The 26,599-nt window shown below is 42.9% G+C and carries 30 protein-coding genes and 2 pseudogenes; 17 read left to right on the top strand and 15 right to left on the bottom strand.

Translation table 11 applies throughout. The features are described 5' to 3' along the window. Nucleotides 1–77 precede the first annotated feature (77 nt). From Q9R23_RS14065 to Q9R23_RS14045, 5 genes are all read left to right on the top strand, one after another. Nucleotides 78–2,084: a heavy metal translocating P-type ATPase gene (locus tag Q9R23_RS14065; RefSeq protein WP_050678840.1), complete on the top strand. Its 2,007-nt coding sequence runs from the start codon at nt 78–80 to the stop codon at nt 2,082–2,084. A 422-nt stretch (nt 2,085–2,506) separates the two neighbouring features. Next, nucleotides 2,507–2,959 carry a JAB domain-containing protein gene (locus tag Q9R23_RS14060; protein ID WP_034786403.1) on the top strand — a complete coding sequence of 151 codons (453 nt, stop codon included), beginning with the start codon at nt 2,507–2,509 and terminating at the stop codon, nt 2,957–2,959. A gap of 679 nt (nt 2,960–3,638) precedes the next feature. After that, the gene (locus Q9R23_RS14055) at nt 3,639–4,187 is read left to right on the top strand and encodes a hypothetical protein (RefSeq protein ID WP_214853296.1); all 549 of its coding nucleotides are present in this window, start codon (nt 3,639–3,641) and stop codon (nt 4,185–4,187) included. 300 nt (nt 4,188–4,487) lie between these two features. Further along, the gene (locus Q9R23_RS14050; RefSeq protein ID WP_053451887.1) at nt 4,488–4,808 is read left to right on the top strand and encodes a hypothetical protein; all 321 of its coding nucleotides are present in this window, start codon (nt 4,488–4,490) and stop codon (nt 4,806–4,808) included. A gap of 3 nt (nt 4,809–4,811) precedes the next feature. After that, on the top strand, nt 4,812–5,105 hold the full coding sequence (locus tag Q9R23_RS14045) for a type II toxin-antitoxin system RelE family toxin (RefSeq protein WP_053451888.1): 294 nt from the start codon (nt 4,812–4,814) through the stop codon (nt 5,103–5,105). A 280-nt stretch (nt 5,106–5,385) separates the two neighbouring features. Here Q9R23_RS14045 and Q9R23_RS14040 read toward each other — a convergent pair whose 3' ends face one another. Further along, nucleotides 5,386–5,655, bottom strand: coding sequence for a type II toxin-antitoxin system RelE family toxin (locus tag Q9R23_RS14040; protein WP_311247336.1), 270 nt, complete (start codon nt 5,653–5,655; stop codon nt 5,386–5,388). Further along, nucleotides 5,652–5,876, bottom strand: coding sequence for a type II toxin-antitoxin system RelB family antitoxin (gene relB / locus Q9R23_RS14035; RefSeq protein WP_214853310.1), 225 nt, complete (start codon nt 5,874–5,876; stop codon nt 5,652–5,654). Before relB ends, Q9R23_RS14040 begins: the two co-directional genes overlap by 4 nt. A 969-nt stretch (nt 5,877–6,845) precedes the next feature. Here relB and Q9R23_RS14030 point away from each other — a divergent pair. The 3 genes from Q9R23_RS14030 to sstT all read left to right on the top strand — a co-directional run bounded on the left by Q9R23_RS14030 (nt 6,846) and on the right by sstT (nt 9,572). Continuing rightward, on the top strand, nt 6,846–7,022 hold the full coding sequence (locus Q9R23_RS14030) for a hypothetical protein (RefSeq protein WP_251137833.1): 177 nt from the start codon (nt 6,846–6,848) through the stop codon (nt 7,020–7,022). Beyond that, nucleotides 6,994–7,674 (top strand): hypothetical protein, encoded by a 681-nt coding sequence (locus Q9R23_RS14025; RefSeq protein WP_290757961.1) that lies wholly within the window; start codon nt 6,994–6,996, stop codon nt 7,672–7,674. The genes Q9R23_RS14030 and Q9R23_RS14025 overlap by 29 nt, the downstream gene beginning before the upstream one ends. A 626-nt stretch (nt 7,675–8,300) precedes the next feature. Further along, nucleotides 8,301–9,572 (top strand): serine/threonine transporter SstT, encoded by a 1,272-nt coding sequence (sstT, locus tag Q9R23_RS14020; RefSeq protein WP_311247335.1) that lies wholly within the window; start codon nt 8,301–8,303, stop codon nt 9,570–9,572. Between the two features lie 123 nt (nt 9,573–9,695). Here sstT and Q9R23_RS14015 read toward each other — a convergent pair whose 3' ends face one another. Further along, nucleotides 9,696–10,082: a hypothetical protein gene (locus tag Q9R23_RS14015; RefSeq protein ID WP_311247334.1), complete on the bottom strand. Its 387-nt coding sequence runs from the start codon at nt 10,080–10,082 to the stop codon at nt 9,696–9,698. 28 nt (nt 10,083–10,110) lie between these two features. Then, nucleotides 10,111–10,407, bottom strand: a complete 297-nt coding sequence (locus tag Q9R23_RS14010; protein WP_311247333.1) for a hypothetical protein — start codon at nt 10,405–10,407, stop codon at nt 10,111–10,113. Nucleotides 10,408–10,483: 76 nt separating this feature from the next. Here Q9R23_RS14010 and Q9R23_RS14005 point away from each other — a divergent pair, with 76 nt between their 5' ends. After that, entirely contained in the window at nt 10,484–11,758 is a 1,275-nt protein-coding gene (locus tag Q9R23_RS14005) for an alkaline ceramidase (protein WP_311247332.1), read from the top strand. 625 nt (nt 11,759–12,383) lie between these two features. Next, entirely contained in the window at nt 12,384–12,863 is a 480-nt protein-coding gene (locus Q9R23_RS14000; RefSeq protein WP_311247331.1) for a DUF4825 domain-containing protein, read from the top strand. Nucleotides 12,864–12,918: 55 nt separating this feature from the next. Here Q9R23_RS14000 and Q9R23_RS13995 read toward each other — a convergent pair whose 3' ends face one another. Both Q9R23_RS13995 and Q9R23_RS13990 read right to left on the bottom strand, forming a co-directional pair. Then, nucleotides 12,919–13,824 carry a TerC family protein gene (locus tag Q9R23_RS13995; protein WP_290749952.1) on the bottom strand — a complete coding sequence of 302 codons (906 nt, stop codon included), beginning with the start codon at nt 13,822–13,824 and terminating at the stop codon, nt 12,919–12,921. A 255-nt stretch (nt 13,825–14,079) separates the two neighbouring features. Beyond that, the gene (locus Q9R23_RS13990; RefSeq protein WP_035408260.1) at nt 14,080–15,282 is read right to left on the bottom strand and encodes an MFS transporter; all 1,203 of its coding nucleotides are present in this window, start codon (nt 15,280–15,282) and stop codon (nt 14,080–14,082) included. A gap of 310 nt (nt 15,283–15,592) precedes the next feature. On the opposite strand from Q9R23_RS13990, the gene Q9R23_RS13985 reads away from it, so the two are divergent. The 6 genes from Q9R23_RS13985 (at nt 15,593) to Q9R23_RS15950 (ending at nt 19,279) form a co-directional block, all read left to right on the top strand. Beyond that, a complete protein-coding gene (locus tag Q9R23_RS13985) occupies nt 15,593–15,922 on the top strand; it encodes a winged helix-turn-helix transcriptional regulator (RefSeq protein WP_214853334.1) in 330 nt (109 codons plus the stop codon). A 385-nt stretch (nt 15,923–16,307) separates the two neighbouring features. After that, a complete protein-coding gene (locus tag Q9R23_RS13980) occupies nt 16,308–16,526 on the top strand; it encodes a hypothetical protein (protein ID WP_035408256.1) in 219 nt (72 codons plus the stop codon). Between the two features lie 55 nt (nt 16,527–16,581). Further along, nucleotides 16,582–17,310 (top strand): ATP-binding cassette domain-containing protein, encoded by a 729-nt coding sequence (locus Q9R23_RS13975; protein WP_311247330.1) that lies wholly within the window; start codon nt 16,582–16,584, stop codon nt 17,308–17,310. Continuing rightward, the gene (locus Q9R23_RS13970) at nt 17,255–18,631 is read left to right on the top strand and encodes a hypothetical protein (RefSeq protein WP_311247329.1); all 1,377 of its coding nucleotides are present in this window, start codon (nt 17,255–17,257) and stop codon (nt 18,629–18,631) included. The genes Q9R23_RS13975 and Q9R23_RS13970 overlap by 56 nt, the downstream gene beginning before the upstream one ends. Further along, nucleotides 18,628–18,903, top strand: coding sequence for a hypothetical protein (locus tag Q9R23_RS13965; protein WP_035408250.1), 276 nt, complete (start codon nt 18,628–18,630; stop codon nt 18,901–18,903). Before Q9R23_RS13970 ends, Q9R23_RS13965 begins: the two co-directional genes overlap by 4 nt. Next, entirely contained in the window at nt 18,893–19,279 is a 387-nt protein-coding gene (locus Q9R23_RS15950; protein WP_214853342.1) for a metalloprotease family protein, read from the top strand. The genes Q9R23_RS13965 and Q9R23_RS15950 overlap by 11 nt, the downstream gene beginning before the upstream one ends. 100 nt (nt 19,280–19,379) lie before the next feature. On the opposite strand, the gene Q9R23_RS13955 is transcribed toward Q9R23_RS15950, so the two are convergent. After that, complete coding sequence (locus tag Q9R23_RS13955; protein ID WP_311247327.1) at nt 19,380–20,018, bottom strand: hypothetical protein; 639 nt, start codon at nt 20,016–20,018, stop codon at nt 19,380–19,382. A gap of 301 nt (nt 20,019–20,319) precedes the next feature. After that, complete coding sequence (locus Q9R23_RS13950; protein WP_311247326.1) at nt 20,320–20,619, bottom strand: hypothetical protein; 300 nt, start codon at nt 20,617–20,619, stop codon at nt 20,320–20,322. Between the two features lie 290 nt (nt 20,620–20,909). Between Q9R23_RS13950 and Q9R23_RS13945 the strand changes: the two genes are divergently transcribed. Next, entirely contained in the window at nt 20,910–21,242 is a 333-nt protein-coding gene (locus Q9R23_RS13945) for a zinc-binding dehydrogenase (RefSeq protein ID WP_290749979.1), read from the top strand. Nucleotides 21,243–21,667: 425 nt separating this feature from the next. On the opposite strand, the gene Q9R23_RS13940 is transcribed toward Q9R23_RS13945, so the two are convergent. From Q9R23_RS13940 to Q9R23_RS13910, 7 genes and pseudogenes are all read right to left on the bottom strand, one after another. After that, nucleotides 21,668–22,012, bottom strand: coding sequence for a hypothetical protein (locus tag Q9R23_RS13940; RefSeq protein ID WP_290757926.1), 345 nt, complete (start codon nt 22,010–22,012; stop codon nt 21,668–21,670). A 163-nt stretch (nt 22,013–22,175) separates the two neighbouring features. Then, entirely contained in the window at nt 22,176–22,628 is a 453-nt protein-coding gene (locus Q9R23_RS13935) for a GNAT family N-acetyltransferase (protein ID WP_311247325.1), read from the bottom strand. 210 nt (nt 22,629–22,838) lie between these two features. Beyond that, nucleotides 22,839–24,014, bottom strand: coding sequence for a hypothetical protein (locus tag Q9R23_RS13930; RefSeq protein ID WP_311247324.1), 1,176 nt, complete (start codon nt 24,012–24,014; stop codon nt 22,839–22,841). Between the two features lie 37 nt (nt 24,015–24,051). Then, nucleotides 24,052–24,390 (bottom strand): hypothetical protein, encoded by a 339-nt coding sequence (locus Q9R23_RS13925; protein ID WP_311247323.1) that lies wholly within the window; start codon nt 24,388–24,390, stop codon nt 24,052–24,054. Nucleotides 24,391–24,711: 321 nt separating this feature from the next. Then, nucleotides 24,712–25,116: a hypothetical protein gene (locus Q9R23_RS13920; RefSeq protein ID WP_311247322.1), complete on the bottom strand. Its 405-nt coding sequence runs from the start codon at nt 25,114–25,116 to the stop codon at nt 24,712–24,714. Between the two features lie 257 nt (nt 25,117–25,373). Continuing rightward, nucleotides 25,374–26,096 (bottom strand): annotated as a pseudogene (locus tag Q9R23_RS13915) (DMT family transporter); the annotation flags it as partial. Beyond that, nucleotides 26,091–26,585, bottom strand: a pseudogene (locus tag Q9R23_RS13910) (GNAT family N-acetyltransferase); the annotation flags it as partial. The pseudogenes Q9R23_RS13910 and Q9R23_RS13915, both read right to left, overlap by 6 nt. Between the last annotated feature and the right edge of the window lie 14 nt (nt 26,586–26,599).

Below are 26,599 nucleotides of genomic sequence, written 5' to 3'. Positions count from 1 at the left end.
CGAGATGTAGCTCTATATAGTCATGATCTCTCTATATACACCATACAGGTATATAGTACGTAAAAGGAGGTTTTCTTATGAATCACCATATCCATCACGAACATACTCATCATGAAGACCAACAAATGAGTGCTTCACATCATGAACATGAAGGAATGATCGGAGACTTCAAGAAAAGATTTCTCGTATCGTTAATGTTGACCATTCCAATCCTGCTACTTTCCAAAATGATTCAAGAATGGTCGGGTATCAACATTAGCTTTCCATATGACGACGTTGTTTTGCTTTTGCTATCCACAATTGTCTACTTCTACGGTGGATGGCCCTTCCTAAAAGGTAGTATTAATGAAATACGCCAAAAAAATCCTGGAATGATGATGTTGATTGCATTAGCGATTAGTGTAGCCTATTTCTATAGTGTCGCTATCATATTCGGTTTCGGACAAGGACATGATTTCTTTTGGGAGTTAGCGACCTTGATCGACATCATGTTATTAGGGCATTGGATTGAAATGAAATCAATCATGGGTGCCTCAAATGCGTTGCAGGAATTAGTAAAGTTACTTCCGAGTGTGGCGCATCGAGTGAAGGATGGGAAGGTTGAAGAGGTGCCGGTCAATGAATTAGAGGCAGGAGATCTCATTCGGATCAAGCCGGGAGAACAGGTACCGGTAGACGGAAAAATCGTCGAAGGAACAACAACGATTGACGAATCAATGCTTACCGGTGAATCACTTCCGGTAGATAAACAGGAGAATGACACCGTGATTGCTGGCTCTATCAATCAAGAAGGTGGTCTGACAGTCGAGACGACAGGTACTGGTGAAGGCACCTACCTTTCAAAAGTCATCGGCTTAGTAAGTGAAGCGCAATCTTCCAAATCACGGACTCAAAACTTAGCTGATCGAGCAGCAAAAATTCTTTTTTATCTCGCGGTGGGAGCAGGTGTTCTGACTTTCGTGATTTGGATTGTACTTGGATATTCGGTTAGTACAGCAATCGAGCGCATGGTAACGGTTATGGTTATCTCTTGTCCACACGCTCTTGGTTTAGCAGCCCCTCTTGTCGTATCCGTTTCTACAGCACTTTCCGCTAAAAGAGGTCTTTTGATTCGAAATCGAACACAATTCGAAGAGGCACGAAAACTAGATGCGGTTATCTTTGATAAGACTGGTACTTTAACGCAAGGTAATTTTGGAGTAACGGATGTGATGGCAAGTACAGGTATAAGTGAGGAAGAAGTATTACGACTCGCAGGAGCCATCGAACAGTCGTCGCAACATCCACTTGCTCGCGGGATCTTGACTGAAGTTCAAAGACGAAAGCTTGATTTACCATCGGTCGCAGGATTTGGATCGATGACAGGCATAGGATTGGAAGGAACAGTCGAAGGAAAGCAAGTCCGCGTCGTTAGTCCGCGATACGTACGGGACAAACAACTCGAAATCGACGAAGTGACATTCGAAGATTTGTCTGAAGAAGGGAAAACGGTCGTCTTTGTCTTAAAGGACACAGAATTAATCGGTATGATCGCCCTTGCCGACCTCGTTCGCGAGGAAGCTAAGAAGACTGTACAGGAATTAAAGGAGAAAGGGATTCAATCCATCATGCTGACTGGGGATAATCAAAAAGTCGCTTCGTGGGTCGCTTCCCAACTTGAGATCGATCAAGTGTACGCAGAAGTATTACCGGATGATAAGTCACGTCAAGTGAGACAGGTGCAAGCAGAAGGAAAAAAAGTAGGGATGGTAGGGGATGGAATTAACGATGCACCAGCTCTCGCACAAGCGGATGTAGGGATTGCGATTGGTAGTGGAACAGATGTAGCTGTAGAAACGGCTGATATTGTCCTTGTCAAAAGTAATCCAAAGGACGTCTTATCTGTCATCGAACTATCGCAAAAAACATATAATAAAATGATTCAGAATCTATGGTGGGCAGCTGGTTACAATATCATTACGATTCCTTTAGCTGCAGGTATTTTAGCACCATACGGCATTATTCTTTCACCAGCGATTGGAGCAGTTTTGATGAGTTTGAGTACGGTCATCGTCGCTATCAATGCGAAAACATTAAGAATTTAATAGAAGTTTGGTATATTTTTTCTTTTTTGTGTATGAACACACCCTATCTCACTTCATGAGTTAGGGTGTGTTCTTTTTTTCAATCAGATAGGATCCCATAGATAAAAGCATGGAACAGAGCGGCCCCGCTCTGTCTGATGGAAAGAGACCGCAAGCCGTCCTGTTTCCGTACTCTAGCTCGCTCCTCGTCGGCGCAAGGGTCATCAAAAAAAGCCGCTGCCGTTCCTTGTCTTCCTCCGCGTTTTGGCTCAAAGCAAAGCTTTTCGCTCGCGGGCTTCGGAAGCCTTCGTCCCGGTGCGCTGTCCGCTTTTTTTGATCTTTCCCTGCGGTCACCCTTACGCCGTCTCGCGACGCTCGCTACGTTCCCGTCAACAGGACGGCACCGTGTCGGACTGCATCCCACTCGCGAAAGGAGCTTTTCCTTGAAACTGACTACACTCGTTGAAATCACCCGTATCCGCCAAGAGGTCCGTGAACCGGACGTCGCGCTCGAGACGACACACATCACGTCCCCAGAGGACGCGTTCTGTGTCGCGAGACGCTTCATCCAGGACGATGACCGTGAGGTGTTCCTCGTCATTTTACTCAATACGAAGAACCGCGTCATTGCCGTCCATCGGGCACACGTCGGTAGCATCAACTCGAGTGTCGTCCATCCTCGAGAAATCTTTAAGTCCGCCATCCTCAACAATGCGACGTCGCTCATCGTCAGCCATCAGCATCCGAGCGGTGACCCGCATCCATCGAGGGAAGATATCGAGGTGACCGAACGGCTCGTCGAGGTCGGACGCATCGTCGGTATTCAGCTTCTTGACCACATCATCGTCGGTGCCGGAGACGAATACGTCAGCTTGAAAGCACAAGGTGTGCTGTAAAGAGACGATAGAGCGTAGACGGACGGGATACCTCCGTCCTGTCCGCGCGCGCAAGAGCATGGACGAAAAACGACGTCGTTTTTCTTTTGAGAGAGCGCAAGCGAGTAAGGAATGGATTCGTCCCGAATCCAAGGGCAATGAGAGACCCGCAGTGGATGGATGATCCACTGCGGGTGAGAACGTACATCTGGTCTGTTCTATGTAGAAGGGTGTTATGGAGGATGCAGTAGTGAGACAGTAGTGGAGTGTACGAAGGTTCGAGGAGAGATAGCTGATTGAAGTGAATCGATCCTCTTGTAGATAGGTAGTGATGCTCTTTCTACTGGATGTACAACAGAAGAAGAATTTTCGGGCTCATGCGTGAGGCTGTAGGCTGCACGCAGCGACATCCTCATCGCACCGCTGCCCTTCTGCCGAATCGATAACGAGAGCTGCGACTCGCTTGCGCGAGGCATCTCTACGTTCCTGTTCCTTGCGACGAAGGACACGGAGCGTTAGAAGCATGATTAAAATAAATTACCATAATCATATATAAAGACTCTAATAACGTAAATTGGATTTAAATGATAGTTATTGACTATTTTAAAAAAGTATTGTTAAATTATTTCAGTCTAGAAATTGGGATTTTTATTTGAATTTCTTTTCTTAACATGAATTAGGTAGGATGGGAGATTAGCAAGTGGAACAAAAATTTAAGAAGTATGTCATACTTCCGATCATTGTTGTCTTTATTTTCTTTATCGGATCACTCTTTGGAACGTATAGTGCACAGACTGAAATCGAGGATGGCGCTCTCTATAGTGATGAGTTGCGAGAGAAAAATAACGCTCTTAAAGAAGAGAATAAAGACATATTAGATTTAGTGAAACAGCGTGATGCCATTAAAAAAGATTATGAGAAAACAAAAGACAAGAACAAGTCACTCGAAGAAAAAATTAGTAAGAAAGAAGATGTTCTTAGTGATTTAACTTTTGAAGTCATCTACGCAAAGCGTAAGCCCATTACACTGAGCCCTGGTCAATATATCATCGGTGATGATGTGCCAGTCAATCGATACCGTGTTGAAAGTATTGGAGAAGGGTCGAATTTTACAGTTAATTCTATGGATGGAGACTTGAAAGTGAACACGATTCTCGGTGTGGATGGAGTAAACTCTTATACATTCTTTGGGGAAGATGGAGATGTATTAGAGACTCAAGCAGATGTAAAATTAAAGGTCATTGAATAATCTTTTGATTACGAATTAACGAATACTCGAAAATAGCAATGAATTTATAGTAGAAATAATCAACTGGTGTTTGTATTGTAAACTTATATTCAACGTAATTCAGATTGCTGTATATAAATAAAATAGCGTCTAACAAGCAATAGGGAACTCAGTAAATGAGAACCCTATTGTTTTTTGGGGTTTTATTGCAAAAATAGGGGTTAACCATAGATAGTACAAGAATCAAAAGGAATGTTTAAAAGTCTTTTAAAAGTCTTTTAAAAGGTGTATACTAAAGAAAAATAAGAGGAGGGCATAATGATGGGAATGCGAATACTTGATATTCCAACCACTTCTATATCTGACGTGAAACGGTCTCCTATGGAAGCTTTCCAAAAAGCAGATCGTGAAGCGGCCGGCGTATATGTTTTTAACCGTGAAAAAGTTGCAGGCGTCATGTTGACGCAACAGCAATACGAATCACTCAATAAAGAAATTGAAGAATTGTACAGTCGATTAGATGATTTGACTGTTGAGATGCGACTATCTAATAAAAATGTCCGCACTTATACTGATTCAGAAGTCCGTGGAGAACAGGTAACTCACCCTACGACTATTGATGAAATGGATGGGTGGGAGTGATCATTGTATCAACTTGAGTGGACGCAGTATTCGAAAGAAGATTACGATAACCTTGATGGTAGTCAAAAGATATTCGTAGACAAAGCATTGAACCGTATCATTTCTATAGGAATGGCGGCAGGACAGCCACTCAGTGGAAATTTGTCGCATTGCAATAAGTTAAAAAATAGAAAAATGGGATTACGCGTTGTTTTTAGAGAAGTAGAGGGTAAACTCCAGATCATTCAAATTGTAGCGATCGGTAAACGGGATAAAGATGAAATTTATAAAATGGCTGAACAACGATTAGATGGATAATTGAAAAAGGATCAACGTTCAGATACTCGATGGTATCTATACGTTGATCCTTTTTGTCGCACTTTTTGAAAAGTATGACTGAAGTTATTTATCTTTTTTATTCATAAAAGGACTATTAAAAATACATTGATAAAAAGATGCGTTTATAGACTTTGATATTGAAATCGATCCATTCGATTCATTTATTGTGAAAGAAAAATCATTTTTGTATACATAACGGTCGTTTTAAAAACAAAAAATGAAAACTCACATATTTCCTCAGATGTGAGTTCTACCTGTCTTATTTATAGATATCACGACGATGCCCGATCTTGAGAATCAAAATCACGACTTTTTCATCTTGAATGTCAGCAATCAGACGATAGTCGCCGATGCGATACCGCCATTCGCCCGAGCGATTCGAGACGAGTCCTTTCCCATGACGACGCGGATCATCCGTCCCGACAAGGTTCTTCTTGATCCAGGACATGATGATCCGCGCTTGTTGTAGGTCCATCTTCTTGAGAGATTTTTGAGCCCCACGCTCGAATTCTACATTATAAGCTGTCATTCTAAATCAAGTTCCTTCATCATGTCGTCGAAAGATATCGCTTCTGATTTTTTACGGTGTGCTGCCATCGAATCATGATAGAGTTGTAAATCGATTTCGTTTTCGATACGGTCGAGGACGGCATCACGAACAAGTGTAGAAATCGTGATGTTCTTTGCCTTCGCATATTCCTTGATAAGTCGTGTATCTTGATCATCCAGACGTACGGAAATGGTACTCATGATTATCAGCTCCTTTGTAATACATCGTAATACACATTAAGGTTTTAGTACATAGGATTGGGTGACAATCCTAAATAATGATTCTTTGAAGTGCTGAGATTCGCCTTGTAAACATCCTAAATGAGCACGATTGAATCTAAAAAAGTGAATGAAATTATGTTCAAATTAAAGGAAATATAGTCATTCATCTTCGATTTGACCATGTTTAGTAAGGTGATGATCATGATAATTCCTTACATTCTCCTCGTTTGCGAAAACAGGATATGCATCCAAATGCTGCCCGTATCGGTTACAAGAAAACAAAAAGTGTTTTAAATTGAAGAAAGATCAAGGTACAGATTTGTTTAAGCATCTGTATCATTTTGTCAATTGGCGTCATCCTATTTTGTTCGTTGACCGTCAGACATTACGGTTACGTCTGTGTCTTAGGTGGACTGTTCATATTATACGTGGTAAGCGCAGCATGGTGAGACCTATAGGAATGTAGAAAGCAAGATAAAGGGAGCACAAATCATGGTTCAATTACTAAAACAAGTCGACGATCGTGTGTATCACATCGTCTTTCACCAAAAAGGGTGTACTTTATTCTGCCGGGAAGGTGTTGCAGGCGATCGATAGCGAGGATATGATGGAAAGAAATGAAGAGTCCGCAACGAAGCGGATCGTTTTCCAAAACTCGTTCCTCGCGTATCGTCAGAAAAAAGCATGGATACGTGAAAAATTAAACGATGGCTACACCCGTTCTCCGTTTGCTCTGTCTAAAGCGATAGATTGTCGAGCCGACCGACGCATCATATAGTTGCTTATTTTAAGCGCTTTACTCGTCTTATTAAGTGGATTACTGACGCTGACCGATATCTTACCGATTTTGGATACATAACACTCGTCGTTCTGATGCTTTTCTGGCCGATGCATCTCGAAGGGAAATCCGCGCATGTTCGCATGTATCGATGGTCAGGAGCACTTTTTTTGTTCGCATTAGCCGGCTCATCGAAACACTATTTATCACCGATCAATCTCTCGATTAACGGAGCAGTCTGTCTCATCTCAGGATTCATTCTCCTGTTGTATGCGTCAGAACAATTACAGGAACTTGCGACGAAAGGAATCACATATCATGACGAATCAACAAACGAAGGTGATTGAACTCAAGCGTAATAATGGTCAAACGACCGACTACTGGGTCAGTTACCGGATGGGGCGCACGCTGTATCAGGTATCCGTGCAAGAACAAGCGGATGGTCAAACGGATGAAGGGGAGGTCGTCAAAGAACGTTTTCCGTTCTATTTCGGAATGAAAAAGCGGATGCTCGAGTTAGCGGAAGAGAAAGAAGCACTTGGTTTTAGACTGTTGACCGAAGAGGAAAAAGCAACGCCTGTCATCGAGGAAGAAGAACCGACGCTCGATCCTGCTTTCTTCAAGCCAGCTATTCGTTATGCCTCGTGGATGCTTGGTCTCGGAATCCTCCTGTTTTTCCTGCCTTCACCGATCATAAACGGACTCGCGTTCGGACTCGGCTTATTCGTCTGGTATGAGACGTTTGGACAAGCCGGAATGCCGCACAACTATCAGAGATATTTCCACGGGATGCTTGCTGGATTGACGATTTTACAGGTTTTATCTGCGATTGAGTTGGAACGATTTGCTCAACCGTATTATGCGACGATTTGCGTGCTATCCGCGATCGTGTTGGTGTTGCTCGTCGTGCAGAACCGATTGAAAGAAACCGATCAAATCGGTCAGGAGGAAAGTGTTCGGGTTAGGAAAATGAAGGACCATTCTGACATAGATCTTTAAAAACGTATTCACTTAACTTTCGGAAGACTGGAAGACTTTTTGATGCTGTAAAATATAGGTATCACTTAAATCATTTTAGTCAGTCTACTGTAAGGAACTTATGGATGTCATATCAAATGATCAATATATTTAGAATTGACCTTACTTGTCTGGGCGATTGGTGCACTCGTCATCATCATTACGCAAGCGCGAAACACATTTGGTGTTTAATCCTTTGTGGAGATATTTTTGATTCTTGAGATTTTATTACTTGTTGTTCTTTTGATTGCCAAATGCAAAAAAAATAATGGTCTCTTAAGTAGTAAAGGAAGGTCAGTTAACATTCATACATAAAGATTTAGTTAACATAATGAAGTAGGAGACAGTATGATCCGTTTCCTACTTTTTTTGTAATTATGCAATCGATTGCATTCGTATGCTCGCTTAACATCCAGGAAAAGGAATCATATTTTTTGCAAAAAACTAGTTTTTATTTCACACGATTTATGCAAAAATAGAACACAACAAACTGCGAGAATTTTTAGAAAAGTGAATGACTAGACTATTCATCCTTTTGAGTAGAAGAGAGAAGTCATCGTTTTTCGAATTCTAAATAACTTATTTTTTGTAAGCCTGGAGGGGAACGTATGAAATTGTTGAAGATGTGGAACCAAATCAGTTTAGTGAAACAAATCGCGATTGGCTTGATCGTAGGGATTGTTTTAGCCGTCACGATTCCTGAAGTAGCGAGTTCTTTGACCATCTTTGGAACATTATTTGTTTCCTCACTAAAGGCAGTCGCGCCGATTTTGGTCTTTTTCCTAGTTATGGCTTCGATTGTGCAACACAAAAAAGGTCAGCAAACGAATATGAAATCCATCGTCTTCTTATACCTGCTCGGTACATTTTTAGCTGGAGCAATTGCGGTCATCGTCAGCTTCTTGTTCCCGGTCACGATTACACTTAAAGAGAGCACGGAGGAATTGACTGCACCGGGTAACGCGGTCGAAGTCCTCAAGACACTCGTCCTCAATATGGTCGATAACCCGGTCAATGCATTAGTCCAAGCGAACTACATCGGCATTCTGACATGGGCGATCATCTTAGGATTAGCGCTCAAAAATGCGTCAGATTCAACAAAAACGTTCATCTCGAACTTCTCAGATGCACTTGCGAAAATGGTTGGTTGGATCATTAAGCTTGCTCCGCTCGGTATCATGGGGCTCGTCATCGGTTCGATTACGGAGAACGGTCTCTCGTCACTTCTTGACTACGTGAGCCTACTGGGGTTACTGATTGGGACGATGCTTGTCGTTGCACTGATCGTTAATCCATTGATCGTCTATATCAACGTCCGTCAAAATCCGTATCCGCTCGTTTTCAAATGTTTACGCGAGAGTGGAATCACGGCATTCTTCACACGTAGTTCGGCTGCGAACATCCCGGTCAACATGGAACTATCGAAAAAGCTTGGACTTGATAAAGAGACGTATGGCATATCGATTCCGCTTGGTGCAACGATCAACATGGCAGGGGCGGCCATTACGATTTCCGTCTTGACGCTTGCTGCCGTCAATACGCTTAATATTCAAGTTGATCTTCCAACAGCCATCATCTTAAGTGTCCTCGCTGCCGTCTGTGCGTGTGGCGCCTCTGGTGTTGCTGGGGGATCGCTTCTCTTGATTCCACTCGCGTGTAGCTTATTCGGGATTCCAAATGACGTCGCGATGCAAGTCGTTGCTGTCGGATTCGTCATTGGTGTGTTGCAAGATTCATTTGAGACAGCACTCAACTCGTCGACAGATGTCTTGTTCACTGCGACGGCTGAATATCGAAAACGGTTGAAAGAAGGCGAACACCTCTCGATTAATCGTCAATCGATGAATGAGGAAGTAACAGAGAAAGTCGTCAACGGCTAATCAGCTTCGCTACTATCATTATCATCTGAATAAGAAAAGGCATCCCAGTTGAGGATGCCTTTTTTATAGACAATCCCTCGTTTGGTGATCTAAACGAGGGGGTGTATATAAGCCGTAATTAATTTAACCTTCACCTAATGCAACGTATTTTTTTAATTTCCCTTTAAAACTCACTAAAAGAATTTCTTTTCTTTCTTTCGTAGAGTATATGACGGTACCCTTAGAGAGTTTCGTAGCAGTTCCATTATCAAAATCGTTTTTATCAGAACTCATTTTCTTTATTTCTCCGACTTTTTTCTTCTTAGTGACTTTGGTTTTCTCTGCCCATTTTACATCTGATTTGTAGATCGTATCATTTAATTGAAAAATGTCAGCAGTAGAATCTTCTCCTAATACGTCTAATGCTGTCGGTTTTTCACTTGTGTGTTGCATTTCCACTTCATTACTACAAGCAGCTAATGTCCATACAGTTATAATTGAGAAAGCGCATAACAAAGCGACTTTTTTCATGACATAACCTCTTTTCTGTTTTTGTATGTTACTCTATGTCGATACATGTTAAGGTAAATTCCTCACGGTTGCCGTCCCATTTGATTCGGACGTGGTACGTGTCAGTAGCTTTAAAGATTTGTAAGGCGGCACTCGTCTCAGCGGTTGCGCCATCTCTTTCGATTCCAATGGAGCTTTGGAAATGGCTAGATTGTTTAGCATGTCGACCATCAGACAACGGACTGTCGACAAACCAGGTCACAGGTTTCTGTTGTTCCATTCGTTTTAAATCCTGTCCGATGTATGTTTTGGACTGAAGCATCTCTTCCTTCCAACGAATCGACATCTGCATGACCCCCTCTACTGTAGGTAATGTTAGTATATGGAAGAACCAGATTGTTATTCAAGGGGGAACATCAGACATGAGTCGTTTTGGAATGCATCGGGAAGTAATCAATCCGCCGCTCGGTACTGCCTTCATCGGTTATCACCGAGAAGTCGGTATTGCAAGCATACACGATCCGCTATATGTCACAGCGAGTATCTTTGAAAGCGAGCAGACGACATCGGTCTTCGTCAGCATCGATAACATCGGCATGCTCGTCGCCGATACGGATGTCATCCGTGAAGGAATCGCGGGTCAGCTAGACGTGTCGAAGGAACAGATCACAGTCGTTTACACGCATACGCATTCGGGACCAGCGACAGCAGGAAATGAACCGTTGACCGTCGCCTATAAAACGATCTTGACGCAACAAGCGATTGTATCTGCCGTCAAAGCAAGCGAAGCGATGCAGACGGTCGAGATGGGTTGGGGAGTGACGTCTGGAAAACTCGGTGTCAACCGACGAGAGAAAATAAATGGTCACGCGGTGATGGGGACGAATCCGCTTGGTGTGACGGATGACCGAATCGGGACACTGTTGGTTCGCCGTGTTGATGATGCGTGTCTTGTTGGAGCATTCGTTTTCTGTACAGCGCATCCGAACGTCTTGAAATCAGACAGTGTTGTCTTATCCGGTGATTATCCGGGTGTCGCTCGAACGCTACTCGAACAGGCACTCGGCTGTCCAGTCGTGATTGTCCAGGGGGCGGCGGGGAACATCAATGCGAAATATCGTGGTGACATAGAGAGTCTTCAAAAAATGGCGTTTACTTTAAGTGGTCATGTCTTGACGACGATTCCAGCCGTGTCGTTTCAACCGTTAACGCACCACCGGATTCAGTCATGCATTCATCCGATGCGCTTAACAGAAATACCGGCTATGAACGTATTACGAGACATGGCGGATTACGCTGAACAGACATGGGGCGTCAGTGCAGCACGATGGTTGGCATACGTTCAGGAACGATCGGGAGCAACACTCACCATCCCGCTCGAAGTTCAATTGTTTGAACTAAACGAAGGGTCGTTCTCAGGCATTCCGATGGAGCCGTTCTGTGAGACAGCGCTACAGATAAAGCAAATCCGTCAAACGGAACTCGCTTTTTTCGGGGGCTATACGAACGGTTACATCGGTTATTTGCCAACTGCGGAAGAACATCCGTATGGGGGTTACGAAGTGGCAATCAATCCCGTCGTCTACGGTCCAGTGACAGGGCTTTGGATGCCACCTGTACCGGGAACGGCGAACGACATCGTGAATCGTATCCAACAACTCTATGAAACGAACAACAACCCGGCTTCTCTCCTTTGAGAGGTCGGGTTGTCGTGATTACGACTTGATTTTTTTGATGATCCAGAATAAAGCGAAAACAAATCCGCATGTTAGGAAGATAAATAAAAAGAGCAGAATGAGTAAGTTAGACATTTGTAGCATCGGAGACCTCCATGAATAGGTACAGCTAGATTTTCGAACTTTTCGAATAGTAATAGAGTAACATAGTAATTAACAAAATATAGGTAAATAGGTTGTTGATTTAGATATTTCTTAATTTATTTACTTATTATATAAAAATAAGTTATTTTATTACATTTAGAAAAAGAGGGGATAACATGATCATCAAAAGATTTATTCTTAGTTTTGTCATCACTTATTTATTCCTCAGTTTGCTTTTATCCTTTAGCATCGGATATACGATCGATTGGATTCCCGAAGCAACTTTGACTCAAAAGATAAAAGGGTACGTCATTGAAGGGTTCACTCGTTTTAAAATTATAAAGCTTTTGATTGCTACAGGTGGAGGTACTCGGTACAGCATACTCTACTTAAAACAAAGGGCATCGAGTTTATCAAAGCGTTGATTTCCTTTATTTTGAAACTTTTCTTTGCTTGATTCGTTTATTAGGATGAACGAGTCAACGTATTGGGGGAAATAAAAATGAAAAAGACAGTTGGTGCAATCATTTTAGCGAGCGGCATGTTGATACTCGGTGGTTGCGGAACAGCAGCAACGCAAACCGATTTATTTGAGCAACAAGGTACATATCTAGGAGATAATAGTAGCGTACGAGACATCGTCCAACAGCTACCACACGGTAATCAGTTGAAGAAGATGGAACTGTCGACAAAGGAAAAGCCGTATCAACTGACGTTGCGTTACGGTGGATATACAGAAGGACAGGTCGAGCAAAAAAGTAATCGTACGGCAATCTATAATGCGACGGCACTGTTCACACTGATTCCGAACGTCGATCAAGTCAACATAACGATCGAAGATGCTTCGTATCACTTCACGAAACAAGAGCTACGCGATTGGTATGGAAAGGACTTTACAACTTACAATAATGAAAAAGCCTTAAAGGCATTCACGAAGCCATATATTGAAGATGAACGAAAAGTAAAAGAAATACTAAATTGAAACGAAAAGTGGAAGTAGATGAATTGTTCATCCCTTCCACTTTTTTTAATATTGATTATTTTCCCGGCTTCGTCTTGTAGAAGCTGTAGAAGACACTGATCAAGATGACGAGGACGATCGTACCGAGCGACATCCAGATTGGCATTTTGTAGACGTCACTGAAAATCATCTTCGCTCCGATGAAGACGAGCATGAAGCTTAAACCGTGTTTCAAGTAGTAGAAACGATCAATCAAGTTCGCGAGGACGAAGTAGAGACTACGAAGTCCAAGGATTGCCATGATGTTCGCATAGAAGATGATGAACGGATCACGTGAGTACGCGAAGCTTGCAGCGACTGAGTCGACGGCGAAGACGATATCTGATACTTCGATGAAGAGCAGTGTGATTAAGAGTGGCGTGAAGAACAACTTCCCATCAATTCGTTTTGCGAACTTACCAGACGAGATGTCTTGTGTGATCGGTAAACGTTTCTCTAACCAACGAATCGTTTTGTTGTCTTCAAGCGACGTCTCTTGACCGATGTTCTTGTACATCATCCAACCTGTATAGACGAGGAACGCTCCGAAGATGTAGTACACCCAAGCGAAGTTCTCAAGTAGCGAAACACCAGCGACGATGAAGATGACGCGGAAGAAGATTGCACCGAGAATACCCCAGAACAAGACTTTGTGCTGGTATTTCAATGGAATTGCGAAGTACGCGAAGACGAGTGAGAAGACGAAGACGTTATCAATCGCGAGAGCCTTCTCTATGAAGTACACACTCGTATATTCGACAGCAGCGGCGCTACCTTGATCAATATAGAGCCAGCCTCCGAAGGCGACAGCGATCGCGATCCAGACGAACGTCCACGTCCAAGCCTCCCGAAGCGAAACTTCATGTGCCTTGCGATGAAAGACTCCAAGGTCAAGGGCGAGCATGATGAAAACGATGGCTAGAAAAGCAATGAGTAGTGTCAACAGCGCTTCCTCCTTTGAAGTAAATTGTTATCATGAATTTATTATAAGTTCATAAGAACTCAAAAGTAAAGAGGTAAGTGTGTTCTTTTTTGAAATTGTGAACAAAATCAAAAAAAGCACTGCTCATGCGAACAGTGCCTTTGGCGGATTACGTGAGTGGTAGAGAATACGGTACGACATACAGAGCGAGCGTATCGATGATTGTAGCCGAGCTCATCGTACACTCATGCGATCGTTAAACATGAAAATCTTCTTTTACTGCTGTTCGAGACGACGTGAGAAACCAGTCAAGATGACGGCAAGAATGACCATGATAGCGCCGACCCATGGCGTGTGGACAAGTCCGATCGTATCGGTGACGAGACCACCGATCGTTGCCCCAAGTGCGATTCCGATATTGAAGGCTGCAATATTTAAGGCAGAGGCGACATCGACTGCTGCTGGGACGTATTTTTCAGCCAACTGGACGATATAGAGTTGGAGTCCAGGGACGTTCATGAAGGCAAGAAGTCCCATTAAGATGATCCCGATGATGCCAGCGACCTTGAACGGAATCATGAATGAGAGGGCAATCATGACAATGGCATGGATGATGAACATATAGAACAATGCTTTAATCGGGTTACCATTCGCGAGTTTTCCGCCGACCGTGTTCCCGATTGCAACCGCGATTCCGTAGACGAGCAGAATGATACTGATTAAGCTCGGACTGATTTTCGTGACGTCCTGCATGATTGGCGTTAAATAGGTAAACGCGACGAACGTCCCACCGTAACCGAGGGCAGTGATCAAGAAGCCGAGCATCAAGCGTCCGTTCGTCAACAATTTGAACATGTCGGAGAACTTCGCAGGTGGTGATTGTTTCAAGTCTTTTGGAATCAAGAAGAAGCTTGCGATGATCGCAATGATTCCGAGTGCAGCAACCGCGAAGAACGTCGCGCGCCAGCCGAACGATTGACCAATGAATGTACCAAGCGGGACACCCGTGACGGTCGCGACCGTCAGACCGGTAAACATCAAGGCGATGGCACTTGCTTTTTTATGCTCCGGTACGAGCTGGACGGCAATCGTCGCACCAATCGAGAAGAAGACACCGTGCGAGAACGCCGTGATGAAACGGGCGACGATCAACAATTCAAATGTCGGTGAGATCGCGGAGATCAGGTTACCGGCGATGAAGACGACCATCAATGCCATCAGTAACGTTTTCCGGTTCATCCGGTTCGTCAGTGCCGTCAAAATAGGTGCTCCGACAGCAACGCCAATTGCGTAACCAGAGATGATGAGACCAGCGAGTGTGATACCGATATTTAAGTCACCAGCAATCGCTGCGAGCAGTCCGACAGGAACGAATTCCGTCGTACCGATCCCAAAGGCGCTGATTGCTAAGGCAAGTAGGGCAAGTCCGCCGTTTCTTGGAGCCTGTTCCTCCTGTACCTGTTGATTTAATTGATTCATGGGGATTCCTCCTAAAATGATTTCAGTAGGGATCGTGTCCGGTGGGCCCGACCAAACATGATCCGATTGACATGACCCCAGCATAATGGGGGTTGTTCCTTTCGGGAAGTACGTACTTTAAAGTACGATAGGCACTAAAAAGTACCCTACTCGTTCTTTTAGATGCAAGGTTTAAAAGGAGATTGTACTTTCCGTTGACAATTGCTATCATATAGCCAGCCAATCCGCTTGGGAAGTACGCACTTTCAAGTACGATAGGCACTAAAAAGTGCCTATGTTCTCAACGGAATCTCGAAAGGATGGATCATATATGGCATACAATATCCCGGTCGAAGCAACACTAGAAGTCATCGGTGGAAAGTGGAAGGTCGTCATCATGTGTCATTTGATCAAAGGTGAGCGTCGGACGAGTGAGCTCCGTAAGCTGATGCCGACGATCACGCAAAAGATGCTGACGCAACAATTACGGGAGTTAGAAGAAGACGGTGTCATCATCCGGACGGTCTTTGAACAAGTCCCACCGAAAGTCGTCTACTCGTTATCCGAGTACGGCTGGTCGCTGAAGCCGATTCTTGACGCGATGTGCGCATGGGGTGAAGGACATATCAATTTGACAGGCGGAGAGGTCGTTTCGTATTAATCGCCAGAAAAAAGGTTCGACATTATGGTCGATCCTTTTTTTGCGCTCAAATTTTCTAGAAATAAATAAGTTGTACAGTAAGTGATCATTAGAAAAATCTTTTATTATATTTACTCCATCAACTGTGAAAAATCCTTAATTTTTTTGGGCGGTTTTTATCAGATATCAATAAAACAAGTCAATAAAGTACTAGTATTGAGAAATCCCTTGATAAGAAAGTCATGAATACAACATGGTTGATTTGAGTCTATAGGGCGGGTTCCTGATTTTGGAATATTTGTTACGATCAAGTGGAAGAAAGTTTTAATTTTCTCTTTCAAGAACTAATGCCATGTTTCATCAGAGTGAATGACTTTCTATCTTGACAGAGAAAGGAGGAGTTCGGATGTCTGCTATGTTCGTGTCGTATCAATTATCTTTGGAAGAAAAGTTCTTCAACATGATCGAAAACAAATGGTTCTGGATGGTTTTCGCTCTTGTCATTTTAGTAGGAGTATTTGCATATGCGTTCTATTGCACAAGCCGAGGTTACAGCTTTAATGGAAACGTGAAATTAAACTGGCCAAAGTTCTGGCAAATGGGAATTGGCTGTAAAGCCTCGTAACGTACTTAACTGGCGGGGGCTCATAGAGCTCCCGCTTCTTTCAGGAGGTAGAAACATGATTGAAATCGATGGTTTGACAAAATCATTTAAAAAGAATCGCGTTATCGATGCGTTATCAGCATCATTTTCTTCAACGGGTGTCTCTGTCATAGTTGGAACAAATGGCAGTGGAAAGACGACACTATTGAATATGTTGACGAATTTGCTAGAAGCTGACGGTGGCGGCATTCGAATTGATGGTATTCCACCTGGTAGTCAGGCATACAAATCTAAATTTTTCTATCTTCCTTCTGACTTTTATTTACCAGGCTACATGACTGGTAAGGAATATGTACAGTTCGTTTTAAGTCGATATGAGACAAGTGAAGAGGATAAAGCTCCTCTTTTAATGGACTTACTCGATTTGGCGGACGGTCAAAATAAAACCATTGAGTCGTATTCCTTTGGTATGAAGAAAAAAATTCAAATTGTCGCAGCCATTGCTGCCAATACTGATTATATAATTGCTGATGAAATTTTCGGCGGACTTGATTTTGATACGTCTTTGCTCGTTCAGGAACTGTTTGCAGCAGTCAGCACGACGAAAAAAGTGATTATCGTCTCTCATGAACGAAATACGATTGATCGTTTTTCCGAAGATATACGACTTATGAGACAAGGTTCACTTGTCAATTTTGAAGGAACTCCAGAGGAATTGACGGATGTCATTAAACAAGAGGAGGTCTTACGTGAAAAGCTCGACATCGTCAGCAAACATTTTATGTCTACTGAAATTCTTCTATAATGATACGTTTCATGGACTTTTCAATCGTCCTTTTTTTAAAAGTCGGATGAATCGGTACGGGTTAGGTATTCTTCTAATTGGCATCTATCTTGGATACTTTTATCTGAATATGGTTCAGCTCTCCACCCTATCGAATAATGCAGTGGAAGCAGATGAAACAACACGCTTGCTGGCAGGGAAGATGACACTCAGTAGTTATTTTAATGTCGTCTTTATTTTAGGTACCTTTATGTTCATTTTAATTAATGGAACCGTCTCATTGAATCGGAACTCTTTATTTTTTGCGAAGACACTTCCATTCTCAGAAAGAGAAGTTAATATCAGCCAACGGTTCTTTAAACTCTCTGTTGCTCTAGTCTTTTTTGAATTACTGATGATCATCGTTGCACCAGCACTGAAACTAATTCCTATGCGCTTGGGAACGGCACTGCTTGTTTTAATAACACTCCATACTGTATTCATCAGCAGCTTTTGGTTATTGGATTGTCTCCATGCTGCAGTATTGCATAGTGTAACAGGTATGAAGCGTACTATTTTCAGTTTCATTCTTGATCTAGTATTAGCTGGTCTCGTGACACTTCATTTATTAAAAACACGATTTCAGGTTGATGTATGGGTTAGTACGTTACCGTATTCGATTTTAACGATCACGCTAGTTATGTTGATGGCGAGTCTTGTCGTTGGCACGATTGCCTATACTCTTCATGCAGTTTTCTTTGCTCGAAACCATTTGTATGTCCGGCAGAATTACTTCAAATTAGGATTGCCTGCTTTCAATATTGGTTTAGCGACTACTATGCCTGCCATCATCCGAGGTAAAAACTTTCTGTACTTTTGGGCATTACTTGGTGTGATGTCAATCGGAGCATGGTACCAAGTCGGGTGGGGGGGTACTTTTCAACTCTGGTTGTTCTTATTGCCGATACTTGGAGTAGTGACGATTACATATGCAGACGCAACATTAGCAGTTAGAAAGTTGTACGGACTGTACCGGATCCATCCCTTGATGGAACTGATGTCACTCCTTGCTGTCGCCATCGTCTTGATGGCACCTGCACTATATGTCGGTATCATTGAGACAAACAGTTTGAATCCATATATGTATGGAATCAATATCTTTTTCGCGGCTACAATTGCAGGATTTTTATTTCCGAAATCTCAAAGTAATATCAATGAGACGATTGCATCCGTGTTGACGATCATTTTAATTGTCTTACTGTCTGTCCTCGTCAGTATCGATGGAGCATTGTATCCGACATTAGCGATCTTACTTGGTGTTTTATATCTCATTTTAAAGAAAGAATACGAGGTGGCAAAATGAAAATCACGAAATTAATTGGTGTTGGTACTGTTTTGTGGGCAATTATTTTTTTAGTCGATTATATTTATGAATTGTTTCAAATCAATGAAACGAGTGTCGTGACGACGATGACAGGATTAAAAATTACAACGGTAATGACAAAAGAAGAATTAAATACACACTTCGCGTTGACACTTCAAGCGCTTGTTCTCTATTTGGTATTTATCGTTTTATTCACATTGTTTGGTGTCTTCTTACAGAAGCGGCGAACGTTAGCGCGTCATGACAGCTGAGACAGTTCTGCATCTTATCAGCTATATTCTTCTGATTTTCATTGTCGTAGCGATACACGAAATGATCCATTTATTGTTCGCATGGGTGTTTCGACGGCGACCGACAGTGAAACTCGATCGATTTTTAACGCCAATCGTCCGCTATGAGAATAATCAGAATGACTGGCAAAATTTAATCATTGCTGCTTCTGCACCTGCGATTTTATTTTCGTTCGGTATTTGGATAGAAGGAGATGGCGGTGGATGGGTCTTAGTTAAAATTTTATGTTTATCAAATGTATTTAATTTTTTCCCGGTGACGACAGACGGCCAGATGATCCTGTTATCCTGCTTAAGAATGATTAGAAAAGAAAAGCGCAGAAATGACGCTCTGTAATATTCGTGCATTTCCATGTAAATAACCCCTCGTTCCTCGAGCGGAATGAGGGGTTATTTGCATAGAAAAATTCAAGTGAAGATAAATTTGGTATCCTGCGTTATTTTTGAGCAATATATCTCTTTTGATCGAAATCATATTTAAATGTAACGATCATTAATTCATCACCTGTTGGATTTCGGTACGAGTAGAGAAGCGTCGCCTGTTTTTCTCGGTACACGACTGTGCCCTCAGCATAGGCTTCTCCAATCGTCGAGTAATATTCTGTATGGTGAAGCGTCAAGACACCAAGTCCTTTACCTGAAAGAATTCGATCGACGTCAGCTATTGTCATGCCAGGCTTGATCTTCTTTCCTGGTAAGAGTCGTTTCTTTGACGGTGTTTTAGGGATGTATTCCTTTTCCGCAAGGTATAAGGTGTGACCGTTTTGTTTCGTTTTGAAAATCAGATGCATTCTTTGCTTAAACCAATGATCGTCTGTTACTTCATAGGGATAAAAGGCAAAAGCGTACAAAACATAGTCGTCTTCAATTTCTCGTAATACAGCTTTTTGTTTGAGTGTTGTGACGCCATGCTCTTTCTTTATGTAGTTCCTATACGATTTTCCGTAGAGCGATTTTGCAACGTTTGTCGCGGTCATGCCGAGTTTTAGCTTCTTGTAAGACGCATACTCCTCTGTCGCTGCGTCGACAGAATGAGGCATGAATTCAGAACTAATCATCGCTAGGATGACCATCACTAAGAAGAGTACTCTTAACTGGGTGAGGTATGATTTTTTAGTATAAGAGGTCATAATCGAACATTTTTCCTTTGATGAAATGACTAAAAACCGTGCGTTTCTTTTCGTTTGAGATACCAGAGTAGTCCTGTGGTAATACAAAAAACAATCGTACCTAGTATTCCGATATACAAGAAACCAATGAGATCATTTCCGATATTATTTTCAAAAAAATAGGATGAACCAAAAATCGCACTGGCAATCATGAAAATATTGCGTAGTTGGCGAAGTATTTGACGCATTGTGGACAATCCCTTCTGATTCAGTTGTCTGCTCGACGGATTTCAGTCGCGACAATTGAGTCCTTTTTAAACGTCACTTGAATCGTGTCACCCGTCTGAATGTCAGCCGTGTTATCTGTTTTGCCATACACGATCGTATCCGTTGTGACGCGAATCTTTGTCAAAGCATACTGTTCGTCCGGTTTTTGTTCACTCGGAGCGACGAATAACGTGTCCCCTGTAATCTCTTCGACAACACGTGCATCGTTCTCGTGTGTACAGGAACCAAGCGGCATACAAAGGAATAGAATAAAAGCGAAAAGCCAACGACGCGTCGGCATGAACCAGGCACCTACTTTCGTCAGTTAATAGGGTTAGATGAAATCGTATTATTATATAAATTTACCAGTTGTGACGCCGATTGATGCAAATCAAAAAAATCTTTCTTGCTTTGAAATGAAAGGAATTCAGGCATAAACTACGTATGATTGATAAAATACCCTCATCTCGATCAGAAGAGGAATTACGATAAAGCTAGCCATCTGTACCTGCTACGAACCACTGGATGTTGTGCATATTAGAGTGATACCTCGTTTGGATCCGAAATCAACAGTAGTACTCAACAAAGTGTATGCATCTGTCGTCCACTCCAATCTTGATTTACGTTGCATCGTGCGCTGCCGGAACGGCTGCTGTTCGAATCGCAAAAGCAAAAGGGCTTCAGGTGACGGCTGTCTGTAATGGACAAAATGCGGAGCGGGTCAAAGCGCTCGGTGCCGATCACGTCATCGATTATACAAAGGACGGCTACGATGGATTGTTGCTGAAGTACGATGCCGTCTTCGATGCGTCTGGAAAGATTAATAAGACGAAAGCGAAACGGCACGTCAAACAAAACGAGTCTTTGCATCCGTCGCGGGGTAAGGTGTGGCGAGAGAACGGAAAGAAGATATACACTATTTGAATAAACTGTTTGAAGCGGGACGATTTAGAGCCGTCACGACCATATCTGATCACTTGATGAAATCGTCAAAGCTCATCGATATGTTGACTCCGGACAAAAATTCGGTAACGTCGTCGTTTTAATTGCAGAAGAATTAAGTTGATTTAGTGGGTTGGACGTAACTGTTTTTGAGCATTCAGTGCTCGAAAGTAAGTTTGGAAATTACTAAGAAAACGTAAAAAAACTGACAACGTCTACCATACATGATGTCATGTAAAGAAGCTTTCTCGATTGTATCGGGAAGGCTTCTGCTTTAATTTCGGATTGGTCAAAAAAACGGTATTCATTGATTACAGACTTTTAAAGCGTCGCGATTTTTGACACCAGATGCAGAATGGAGTGAAACAACGAATGTTGAATCATTTTTCTTTATGACGGATGACACATTACACCAAGCTGAGTAATAGTTGAGGCTGTTGGGAGAGGAAGTCGTCGTTTTCGACGTAGCGATGATAAGACAATGACGAATCGTTCATATGAAAGAGCGTCAACTGTCGACTCTCGAAGTCAACTTCTTCTATGTAGACAAGTTCTGTAATGCCACCGGAATGATGGGGAGGAAGCAGTTTTAAGGATAATCTCTCCCGTAAAGCGATGAATAACATGACTTCCATTTTATAAGCCGTAGAAACGGAAGAACCAATAATGGATGAATCGATGGAGAGGCAAATAAGCGGATTCATAGTGGATAACGACAACGGATGAGTCATTTCTTTTTGAAGGTGCTGCATGATGGACCTCCTTATAATAAGAACGTATGTTCATATTATGGGGGATGAATCCATTTTTTGCAATCCTATTTAACGTCAAGAGCCTCAGGATGTTTTTTCTACAATCGTTCGAGCTCTAATGCGAGATAGCGGAATATACTTTTCGAAAAGAATGCTGAAATCCTTATATGTCTTGGGATAACCGAATCATATCCGTGCAACGGATTCCGTTTTCGATGATCTCCTCTTCATAGTGTCTCAAGAAGAAGTTCAGATCGACTCCAACGATTCTGAATCCACATTTTTGGTAAAGTGCTAGCTGTCCAATGCTTGAATTGCCCGTTCCGATTTCAATGGTCGTATACCCCAGTACTTTCGCTGTACGAATCGCATGTCGTAAAAGACCTTTTCCGATACCTTGTTTTTGATGCGACTCACCTACTGAGATATTTACGATTTCAATCGTTTGAGGTCTTGTCGGGAGAAGTACATATACACCAATCCATTGGTCATTCCTTTCAGCGACGAAACAATAACTTCTTTTTACATAGCTTTCGACTAACTTTTGAGACGGGTCTGCTGCTAGCAACAGCTCCATTGGTGGATTTTCATGGACGGATAATTGTCGGATGTTCATATTCTTTCTCCTCATAGATGTATTGGTATGCGTTTGACCTAGAAGTCAGTTTCACTCTATTTTCTCAATAGTTGATATAGCAGCGTTATGTAAGAACTTGTGAGCCTCCGTTCTTCTTAAGAGTACAAAAGAACATTTAAGAAAAAAAGTCGTCTTCCGTACAGAGTACCGGAAAACGACTTTCTTTCGTTAGATTAAGATCATGATCGTTTAATTAGACGGGAGGAGCTTTACGACATGCAAGGTAGATTTTTTCCGGTTCGTGATGGAGTAAGTGAGTTTCCCATCTTGCAGTAGAGGAAGAGATACCAACTCTTCAAAGTTAGTCAGAGGAGCGACGGTCTTCGCTTTTAAGTCCGCATACATCAACTGATGGATGCCTTCGCGGAAGACGACTTGTGTATTTGAGAGGAACTGAATGCCGTCGATCGTCGTCTGGGCGCTCGAAGCAGAATAGTTCAGCGTCTGTTCGTCCAATCCGATGGGTTGGAATATGGCGTCGCCTTCTGTGCCGAGAGCGAGATAGGTGCCACTACGACTGAAATCAATTAATCCGGATATCTCTTTTTTATAGGCACCATCCAGAGTCTCAAGCACACGGATATTCTGTCCGTTTTTATAGTGAGACGTGTATAAGGTCACGCCGTCATCGCTATCGCGGTGCTCGTACGTGAATAGTCCGTCTCGTGTTTTTCCTGTTGTTAAGATGAAAGATTGGAGTGGCGTGATCTTCCCGGTTTTTAAGGAATACGTCTTGATCGTGGAGACCGTTTTTTGTGCAGTCGCCTCTTGCGTGATCCAGGACGCACGAGTTGACGTGACATCGATTCTCGGAGGGGATGTATCGAAGCGACTTTCGCCTGTATCAAGTGTTTTCACTTGATTCGTCGTGATATTTAGTTGACGAATCGACCATTTCATTCCGGTTTTTGTCGGCTGTTCCGTTTCGACCCATAGTAAAAACGCACCTGTACCCGTCATCATCGGGATTGCATGCTTCGTCGCATGAACGATTTTGTTATGCTGTCGTTTCGTATCGTATGTATAGATGACACTCTTGTTTTCTTGTAGGTCAAAGTAGAAGATCTGGTTTTGGTAGAAATACTGTGGATCGATCGAGACACGGTGTTTGCTCAGTAATGAAGAAAGGTCGTACGTTTTCGTTTGACCTAACGTGACGCGCTCCGTTCGCTTTTCTAATTCGATTGCTTGTTGGTTATTGGAGTCGGTCGTTGCTTTCTTCAAGGAAGTGTTTACTTGTTCAGGTGACGCGATATTTTTTTGTGCTACACGCGGTGTCGCTTGTTCTTCCATCATGGTACAACCCGCTGTCGTCCAAACGATGGTCGAGAGGAAAAAGACGGATGCGAATCGATGTAACTTCATATCGGATAGCTCCTTCGAAGATTTTCGGAAATGTAGTTCATTGCTGTACCTCATGTGAAGAAGGACTCGGACGACGGGTGTGAAGAAATACGAGATCCCACCACTTTAATGTGTAGGCGAATAAGAAGATACACATCCATGCCCACGGTCGCAGTGTCGTCAATCCTTCATAAAAATGTCTGAATTCTGTAATGTCAAGACGGTACAAAGAGTTCCAAATGAATAGTGCATACAGGAAAAGCATCGCTACCACCGCTCGGATCGACGCTTTTCTCAAGGCTGGATGCTTGATCGCGACGAAGATTGCACTGATAAGCGTGATGAAAAAGAATGCGTAGGAAAGTACCCACACCCACATGTCATTGGTTGCCCCCATATGTATTTTCCTCCTCAGTTAATCATGGATGCGTCTAGACGATCTTCTAAAAATGACATCAATCAGTAAGCCGATCAAGAACCAACTGATCAAGGTCAGGATGTAGATCAGAAAAAGTGGGACATGGAAGGAATCTAGCCATGTTCCAAGAAAGGATCGTGATTCAAGAAGCTAGAAAACAGGGCTCGTCAGAAACAACAAGATATTTTTGTCGTCGTAGCCAAAGACATTGAACAGACAGACAACAAGTGAGAGCAAGGGTAGCCAGAGTCGAAAACCTTTACGCATTATTATTCATCTCCTGTTTGAGTGAGGTTGGTTTTATCGGACCTGAATCAAAAAGGCGGATAGACCGTCACCATGTTCGTTCCATCCGGCAACGACCTCATAGGTATATGTGCCTTGAGCAGACAGTGCGATAAGAATGTTGTTTTTTAATGACACCTGTTCACTTTTCGTTTTCGAATCCCAGCGTACGACGTGAAGCGTATCGGGTTTACGATCGAACGAGAGGTGAATTTTGTCAGAGGGTGAGATGATGACGGGTTTACTTTTTTCAGTCATGTGTAAAGCATCCACATAGATCATGTCCGCACATTGAGCACTGAACAAACTGGACCAGCAATAAGAACCTTGGACAGTTGGGATCGCTTTACCGTTTACTTCGACGTTTGGATCATAGGGTTCAATTCGAAACGGTTCAAAATAGATGAAAAAAGCGATCATAGCGATTAAACAACTAATCAAGATGTATTTCAGAATAGGAGCACCTCCTTAGAATCAGTATCGTAGAGTGGATCAGTCGGTTGTATCTAGCATATTTTTCCACAAGAAACAATTGAATTCCTTCTACTGGTGGATGGAGTTTCGGGATAGTCTGATATTATTGACTCATTCTTTAAATTAAACGAAGGACAGTGGTTCATGAGCGAATTCGCTGAACCTCTGTCCTTTTGATGGTCGACTATACAAACTGATTTGATTTAACCAATCTTGTCCGCCGTATCCGGTATGGCGTTTCTTCGTTGACGCGATACACCGATTCCTAAAGCAATAGCAGCTCCAAGACAACTCGATAAGCAGCCGAAGAGTAAATACAGAGAGGGTGTGGATTCGCCGATCATGACGGATGCGATTCCGCCGATGACGGGGAAGAGCGCGACCATATAGCCGCTCTTCGCACCACCAACTCGTTCGACGAGTTTCAGGTAAAACAGCCATGCGAGAAATGATGCGATCACGGTTAAATATAGTAAAGCAGAAAGATAGGTGAAGGTTGTCGGGAGCGTGAGCGGTGTTCCTTGGTACCAGACGATGGCGCTCATCAATAGACTCGCGACAGTGAATCCGATTGCATTGGCATGAACGGGATTGATCCGTTGCTTGGCGTTACGCGCCGAACTGGCATCACCCACTGACGTTAGTAGCGTGCCGACCAAGGCGATCGAGACACCTTTCAAATCGGTCAGTCCATGGATGCTATTTAGACTCGGAACAATCAGGACACCAACGCCGATGATACCAAAACATCCGCCGACCCAGACACGCGCATGGAGTGTCTCTTTTAAGAACAAGCGCAGGGCGATCGGTGTCAGAATGACTTTAAGTGAGAAAATCAACGTCACGATCGCAGCAGAGCTTAATATCGTCGCGTAATAGAGACATAAGTAACTAAGTGCAAAGTTGCAGACACCAAACACGACGATGATCTTGTCAAACAAAACGCCATCGTACAATAAAGCATCAGGAATCATTTCAATGATTTGAAAACCGGCTTTCTTATAAGCTGCAATTGCTCGTTCCTTGTGCGAAAACACTTCGAGTTCAAGTTGACCCAGCTGAAGTTCTTCGAAACAAAATCGAAAGATACACGCGATTGCCTCTGTCCCGTATCCTTGACCGGTCCAGGGGAGGGCACGCAGTGAAATCCGAAAGCCAGCGATTCCTGAATCCAAATCGATATCAAGAATCGAACACTCGCCAATCATCTCATCCGACGTCAGGCAAATTGCAAAATCATGACGCGTCGCATCAGCTTGAATCGAAAGAATCTGCTGTTCAATCTGTTCAATCGAAAACGTTGCTGTCGTACTAGTCAAATAACGTAATGTCTCATCCTGGGTTTGTTCGAATAAGACGTGTGCATCGGTCACGTCAAGCGGACGGAGGAAAATTCGTTTTGCGGTCAGGTTCATGAATACCTTCCTTT

The sequence above is a fragment of the Exiguobacterium sp. BRG2 genome (assembly GCF_031844245.1).
Classification (GTDB): domain Bacteria; phylum Bacillota; class Bacilli; order Exiguobacteriales; family Exiguobacteriaceae; genus Exiguobacterium_A.
Note: the sequence above shows the minus strand (reverse complement) of the source record. Positions and strands in the feature narration are given on the sequence as shown.